Origin of the sequence: Mesorhizobium sp. M1E.F.Ca.ET.041.01.1.1 (genome assembly GCF_003997355.1) — a bacterium.
Lineage (GTDB): Bacteria > Pseudomonadota > Alphaproteobacteria > Rhizobiales > Rhizobiaceae > Mesorhizobium.
In genome coordinates this window covers 1-4,999 of the sequence record NZ_RZSL01000466.1, presented here as the reverse complement: position 1 = coordinate 4,999, position 4,999 = coordinate 1, and the positions used below count along the sequence as shown (strand labels likewise).

Here is a 4,999-nt window from a genome sequence, read left to right as displayed (position 1 = left end):
TCGTCGGCTCAAGCGAATTGGTGTGACAAGCAAGGCGGCGCTCCCTACATCAGGCGGCTTAAAGCGCGTCTCCTGAAATGGATTCAGGCGACGCGCTTTAAGTCCTTGTTTTGATGCATGTCGTTGTCCCAGAACCGCTGCGCACTTCTGGGCGACATGCATGAGGGAGCAGTTGGATGTCAGCGGAAGCAATCTCCGAAGGCCGTGCGCAGAGCGATTTCTGGGACGGCGTGCGGCTGTCAATGCCGGTGGTCGTTGCCTCGGCGCCGTTCGCGGTGCTGTTCGGCGCTTTAGCCGTCGACAACGGCTTTTCCGTCCTTGAAGCCTTCCTGATGAGCGCCATGATCTATGGCGGCGCCAGCCAGATGGTGGGCATCGAACTGTTCGGCCAGCATGTCGCGCCGTGGCTGGTCGTGCTGTCGATCTTCGCGGTGAATTTCCGCCACGTGCTCTATTCCGCCGGCATCGGCCGGCGCATCGCGCATTGGCCGGTTCTGCAGCAGGCCATCGGCTACTTCGTCCTCACTGATCCGCAATATGCCATCGCCGAGGCGAGGGCAGAGTCCGGTCGGCCGGTCGGTTTCGTCTGGTATATGGGGCTCGGCCTGCCGGTTTATGTTTTCTGGGTGATCGAAAGCGGCCTGGGTGCGGTGTTCGGCAAGATGATCCCGGATACCCATGCGCTGGGCATCGATTTCCTGCTGCCGATCTATTTCCTCGGCCTCGTCATGGGCTTCCGCAAGCGGCCGTTATGGCTGCCGGTGGTCGCCGCGAGCGCGGCCGCCTCGATCGTCGCCTACAGAACCGTCGGCTCGCCCTGGCATGTTTCCATCGGCGCCATTGCGGGCGTGCTTCTGGCGGTGATCCTGCCGCCGCATCACAGCGGCGTGGGGAAGCGGCCATGAGCACGACCTTCTGGATCATCCTTGCCGGCGCCGTCGCCACCTATCTCACGCGCGTTGGGGGCCACCTCGTCATCTCGCGCTTCGAAAACATCCATCCGCGCGTCGAGGCGGGCTTGAACGCCGTGCCGGCCGCCGTGCTGACGACGCTGGGGGCGCCGGAACTCCTGCATGCCGGCCCCGCCGAATGGGCGGCGCTGATCGTCACCGCGCTGGTGTCGCTGCGCGGTGGCCTGATGGCGATGTTTCTGGCCGGAGCGGCGGTGCTGATCATTGCACGGCAGTTCGTCGGATAGCCTTTATCCTGAATCGCTGGCACCGCCCCTCATCCGCCTGCCGGCACCTTCTCCCCGTATAGTGACGGGGAGAAGGTGGATGGCCGCAACGCCAGCGTTCATTCTGCGACGTTGGCAGTTTGCGAAACCATCAGCGAGAGCGTCTTTCTCCCCGTCTCTATACGGGGAGAAATGCCCGGCAGGGCAATGAGGGGCGGCGCCGACCTATCGAAGGATCAGATCTTCGCGTCGTGCGGCAGCGGCGCGGTGGCTTTCTCCAGCCAGGCCAGCGTCTCACCGTCGACCATCGGACCGATCTCGGCCAGCACCCATGCATGATACTGGTCGAGCCAGTGCAGCTCGTCGCGCGTCAGAAGATCGGTGCGGACGAGGCGCTTGTCGATAGGCGCCAGCGTCAGCGTCTCAAAGCCGTACATGGCGATGTCGCCGCCCTCGATCGGCTCGGCCGGCGTGACCAGGATCAAGTTCTCGATGCGGATGCCGTAGGCGCCTTCCTTGTAGTAGCCCGGCTCGTTGGAGAGCATCATGCCGGCGAGCAGTTTTTCGGTGCCGGTGCGGGCGATGCGCTGCGGGCCTTCGTGCACGGCGAGATAGGAGCCCACACCATGGCCGGTGCCATGGGCGAAGTCGCAGCCGTGCTTCCACAGCGCCATGCGGGCGACCGCATCGATCTCCGAGCCGCGCGTGCCGGCCGGAAAACGCAACATCGAGATGCCGATCATGCCTTTCAGCACCAGCGTGAAGCGCTCGCGCATCTCCTCGGTCGGCTGGCCGATCGGCACGGTGCGGGTGATGTCGGTGGTACCGTCCTGGTACTGTCCGCCGGAATCGAGCAGGAACAGCTCGCCGCTCTGAAGCTTGCGGCTGGTGGCGCGTGAAACGCGATAGTGCATGATCGCGCCGTTCGGGCCGGCGCCGGAAATCGTGTCGAAGGAGACGTCGCGCAGCGGCATCTGCGTCTCCTCGCCGGTCTGGCGGCGAACCTCCTCGAGCTTGGTGACGACATCGATCTCGTCGAGCGTGTCCGGCTTCTGCCGGTCGAGCCAGCAGAGCAGCTTGGCGACCGCGGCACCGTCGCGACGATGCGCGGCGCGGCTGCCGGCGATCTCGGCCTGGTTCTTGGTGGCGCGCGGGATGCGGGCCGGATCGGCGGCCGATATCACCTTGCCGCCATTGCCCTCGACCAGCATCTTCAGCTTTTCCGCCGCCAGTACCGTATCGAGCGCGATCTTTGCGCCATCGTCGGCAAGCCCAGCGACGGCTGCTTCGAACTCGCCCGGATCGTGCAGGTCGGCAAGCTGGGTGAGATAGGCCGCGACCTGGCGCGAAAATTTGTGCGGGTCCATGAAGAGCTGGTGCTTGCCGTCGGCGGCAAGGATGGCGAAGCCCAGCGCCAGCGGCGTGTGCGCGACATCGCCGCCACGGATGTTGAATGCCCAGGCGATGGAAGAGGGGTCGGTCAGCACGGCATGCGTCGCGCCGTCCTTCTTGATCGCGCCCGCCAGCCGCGCCAGCTTGTCCTTGGCGAGCTCGCCGGCAAAGGCGATGGGGTGGAGTTCCACTGGTGCGCGCGGCGGCTCGGGCTGATCCTTCCAGATGATGTCTATGGGATTCTTGTCGAGCGGCACCAGCGTCGCGCCGGACTGCTCGGCCGAGGCCCTCAGCGCCTTGACCTCGCCGATCGTGTGCAGCCAGGGGTCGAAGCCGAGCCTGGCGCCCTTGCCGAGACTGTCCTTGATCCAGTTCGCCGGCGGATTGTCGATCAGGCTCTCGACGGTGAAGATCGAGAGGTCGACCTCGCCCCGCACCTGCAGCGTGTAGCGGCCGTCGACGAAGATGAACGCGCGGTCGCGCAGGATGATGGCGACGCCGGCCGAGCCGGAAAACCCGGTCAGCCATTTCAGCCGCGCCGAACGGTCGGCGACATACTCCCCCTGATGCTCGTCGGCGCGGGGCACCATGAAGCCGTCCAGACCGTTCTCCACCAGCCATTGACGCAGCATCGCCACGCGCGGCTTGCCTACGGTCGGATCGCCGGCGGAATCAAAGGTCTGGAACATTTGTGGGATCTCCTCGGATGCTTGTCGCGACCCTAGTGCATTTCATGCGCCGATTGAAACGGATCTGTCACCGGACGCGATTTGATCCAGATACGCAGAAGGGATGATATGCAAGCCAAGTGCGCTGTGTCTTTACGCATGGACGCCATGCAGAATCGGTGATTTCCAAACAGGTCGGTGGAGCCTAATTTCTTGGACGTGGAGGAATGAATCCTGTTGTCCTGCAAAAGGAGACTGTCATGTCCACGCTTCCAGCCAGACGCGGATTTTTCAGAAACGCCATGAACGCGCTGGTCGAAGCCCGCCAGCGCGAAGCAAGCCGTTACGTCAATGGCGCGCTGCTTTGTCTCGATGATGAAACGCTGAACGCCAATGGCTACAATCGCGAAGAGCTGAAGAGGGCGGCAAACTCGCTCTATGTATGAGTAAACGCCTCAGCGCTTGAGGTGGATCGTCACCCAGCCCTCGCGATGCAAGGTGCGGACGTGGTGGAAGCTTTGGCCGACATAGGCCGAGATCACCGCATCGCGCTGGCGGTCGAGGATGCCGGAGAGCACCAGCGAGCCGCCCAGCCTGATGTGCTTGGCCATCTCCGGCGCCAGCCGCATCAGCGGCCGCGCCAGGATGTTGGCGACGATCAGGTCGAAGGGCGCGCGCCTGGCGAAGATCGGATGATGGAAGCCGGGCGCCGTCACCGTCTCGACCAGTGCCTTGACATGATTGAGGCGCGCATTGGCGGCAGCGACGCGAACGGCGACCGGATCGATGTCGGTTGCCAGCACGGGGATATGCGCAAGCTTCGCCAGCGCTATCGCCAGCACGGCACTGCCGGTGCCGAGATCGAGCGCGTTGCGGGGATGTTCGCGCCGCACGACCTGGTCCAGCATTTCGAGGCAGCCGGCTGTGGTGCCGTGATGGCCGGTGCCGAAGGCAAGGCCGGCTTCGATCTCGATGGCGAGATCGCTGCTGTGGCGCTTGCCGCGGTCGTGAGCGCCATGGACGAAGAAACGCCCGGCGCGGACCGGCTTCAGCCCTTCCAGTGAGCGCGCCACCCAGTCGACGTCGGGCAACGCCTCGCGTTCGACCGGCTTTGGCAAAGCGAGGCTCACGAGAATATCGTTGATCCGCGCTTCGACGGCATCGACATCGCCATCGGCGTAGAGCGACACTTCGTGGATGTCGGCGGCCTCGTCGACTTCCAGCACGGCAAGCGGCAGGCCGTCATCCTCGAAGGCGGCGTCGAGCGCAGCGAAGATGCGGTCGGCCTCGATCTTGTTGGCGATGAAATGAAGCCTGGTCTGCGCCATCGGATGCGTCAGCCTTCCGCCGCCAGGCGTTTCAGCTTGGCGATAGCCGTGTCGGCGTTTTCGCCATAGGCGATCGTGCCGGCGAACTCGCCCTTGGCGTTGAGGAGCAGCACGGAGGCCGTGTGGTCCATCGTGTAATCGCCGTCGCCGGTGTCGACCTTCTTCCAGTAGATGCCGAAGGACTTGGCCATGGCATGCACCTTGTCCGGATCGCCGGTGATGCCGGTGATGCGATCGGAGAAGTTGCTGACATAGGAATTGATGATCTCCGGCGTGTCGCGCTCCGGGTCCACGGTGACGAAATAGGCGTTCAGGTTCTTGCCGCTGTCGCCCATCGTCTTCAGCCAGCCGGCCAGTTCGAAGAGCGTCGTCGGGCAGACTTCCGGGCAATGGGTGAAGCCGAAGAAGACGACGCTTGGATGCCCCCTGAACGC

6 protein-coding genes are annotated in these 4,999 nt (G+C 64.2%); 3 read left to right on the top strand and 3 right to left on the bottom strand.

The genetic code is table 11. The features are described from left to right. Nucleotides 1–176 precede the first annotated feature (176 nt). Nucleotides 177–905 carry an AzlC family ABC transporter permease gene (locus EOA38_RS27925; protein WP_127300738.1) on the top strand — a complete coding sequence of 243 codons (729 nt, stop codon included), beginning with the start codon at nucleotides 177–179 and terminating at the stop codon, nucleotides 903–905. After that, nucleotides 902–1,198: an AzlD family protein gene (locus EOA38_RS27920; protein ID WP_127300737.1), complete on the top strand. Its 297-nt coding sequence runs from the start codon at nucleotides 902–904 to the stop codon at nucleotides 1,196–1,198. The genes EOA38_RS27925 and EOA38_RS27920 overlap by 4 nt, the downstream gene beginning before the upstream one ends. A gap of 215 nt (nucleotides 1,199–1,413) precedes the next feature. Here EOA38_RS27920 and EOA38_RS27910 read toward each other — a convergent pair whose 3' ends face one another. Beyond that, complete coding sequence (locus tag EOA38_RS27910) at nucleotides 1,414–3,258, bottom strand: aminopeptidase P family protein (RefSeq protein WP_127300736.1); 1,845 nt, start codon at nucleotides 3,256–3,258, stop codon at nucleotides 1,414–1,416. A gap of 239 nt (nucleotides 3,259–3,497) precedes the next feature. Here EOA38_RS27910 and EOA38_RS27905 point away from each other — a divergent pair, with 239 nt between their 5' ends. Further along, on the top strand, nucleotides 3,498–3,683 hold the full coding sequence (locus EOA38_RS27905) for a hypothetical protein (RefSeq protein ID WP_127300735.1): 186 nt from the start codon (nucleotides 3,498–3,500) through the stop codon (nucleotides 3,681–3,683). 9 nt (nucleotides 3,684–3,692) lie between these two features. On the opposite strand, the gene EOA38_RS27900 is transcribed toward EOA38_RS27905, so the two are convergent. Both EOA38_RS27900 and EOA38_RS27895 read right to left on the bottom strand, forming a co-directional pair. Then, the gene (locus tag EOA38_RS27900; RefSeq protein WP_127300734.1) at nucleotides 3,693–4,565 is read right to left on the bottom strand and encodes a 50S ribosomal protein L11 methyltransferase; all 873 of its coding nucleotides are present in this window, start codon (nucleotides 4,563–4,565) and stop codon (nucleotides 3,693–3,695) included. 8 nt (nucleotides 4,566–4,573) lie between these two features. Then, the coding region (locus EOA38_RS27895) for an SCO family protein (RefSeq protein WP_145966096.1) at nucleotides 4,574–4,999 on the bottom strand (426 nt) is incomplete at its 5' end.

What these genes read in the sequence shown, in the direction of transcription:
- EOA38_RS27925 (WP_127300738.1), top strand. Translation starts at nt 177, where the DNA reads ATGTCAGCGGAAGCAATCTCCGAAGGCCGTGCGCAGAGCGATTTCTGG.
- EOA38_RS27920 (WP_127300737.1), top strand. Translation starts at nt 902, where the DNA reads ATGAGCACGACCTTCTGGATCATCCTTGCCGGCGCCGTCGCCACCTAT.
- EOA38_RS27910 (WP_127300736.1), bottom strand. Translation starts at nt 3,258, where the DNA reads ATGTTCCAGACCTTTGATTCCGCCGGCGATCCGACCGTAGGCAAGCCG.
- EOA38_RS27905 (WP_127300735.1), top strand. Translation starts at nt 3,498, where the DNA reads ATGTCCACGCTTCCAGCCAGACGCGGATTTTTCAGAAACGCCATGAAC.
- EOA38_RS27900 (WP_127300734.1), bottom strand. Translation starts at nt 4,565, where the DNA reads ATGGCGCAGACCAGGCTTCATTTCATCGCCAACAAGATCGAGGCCGAC.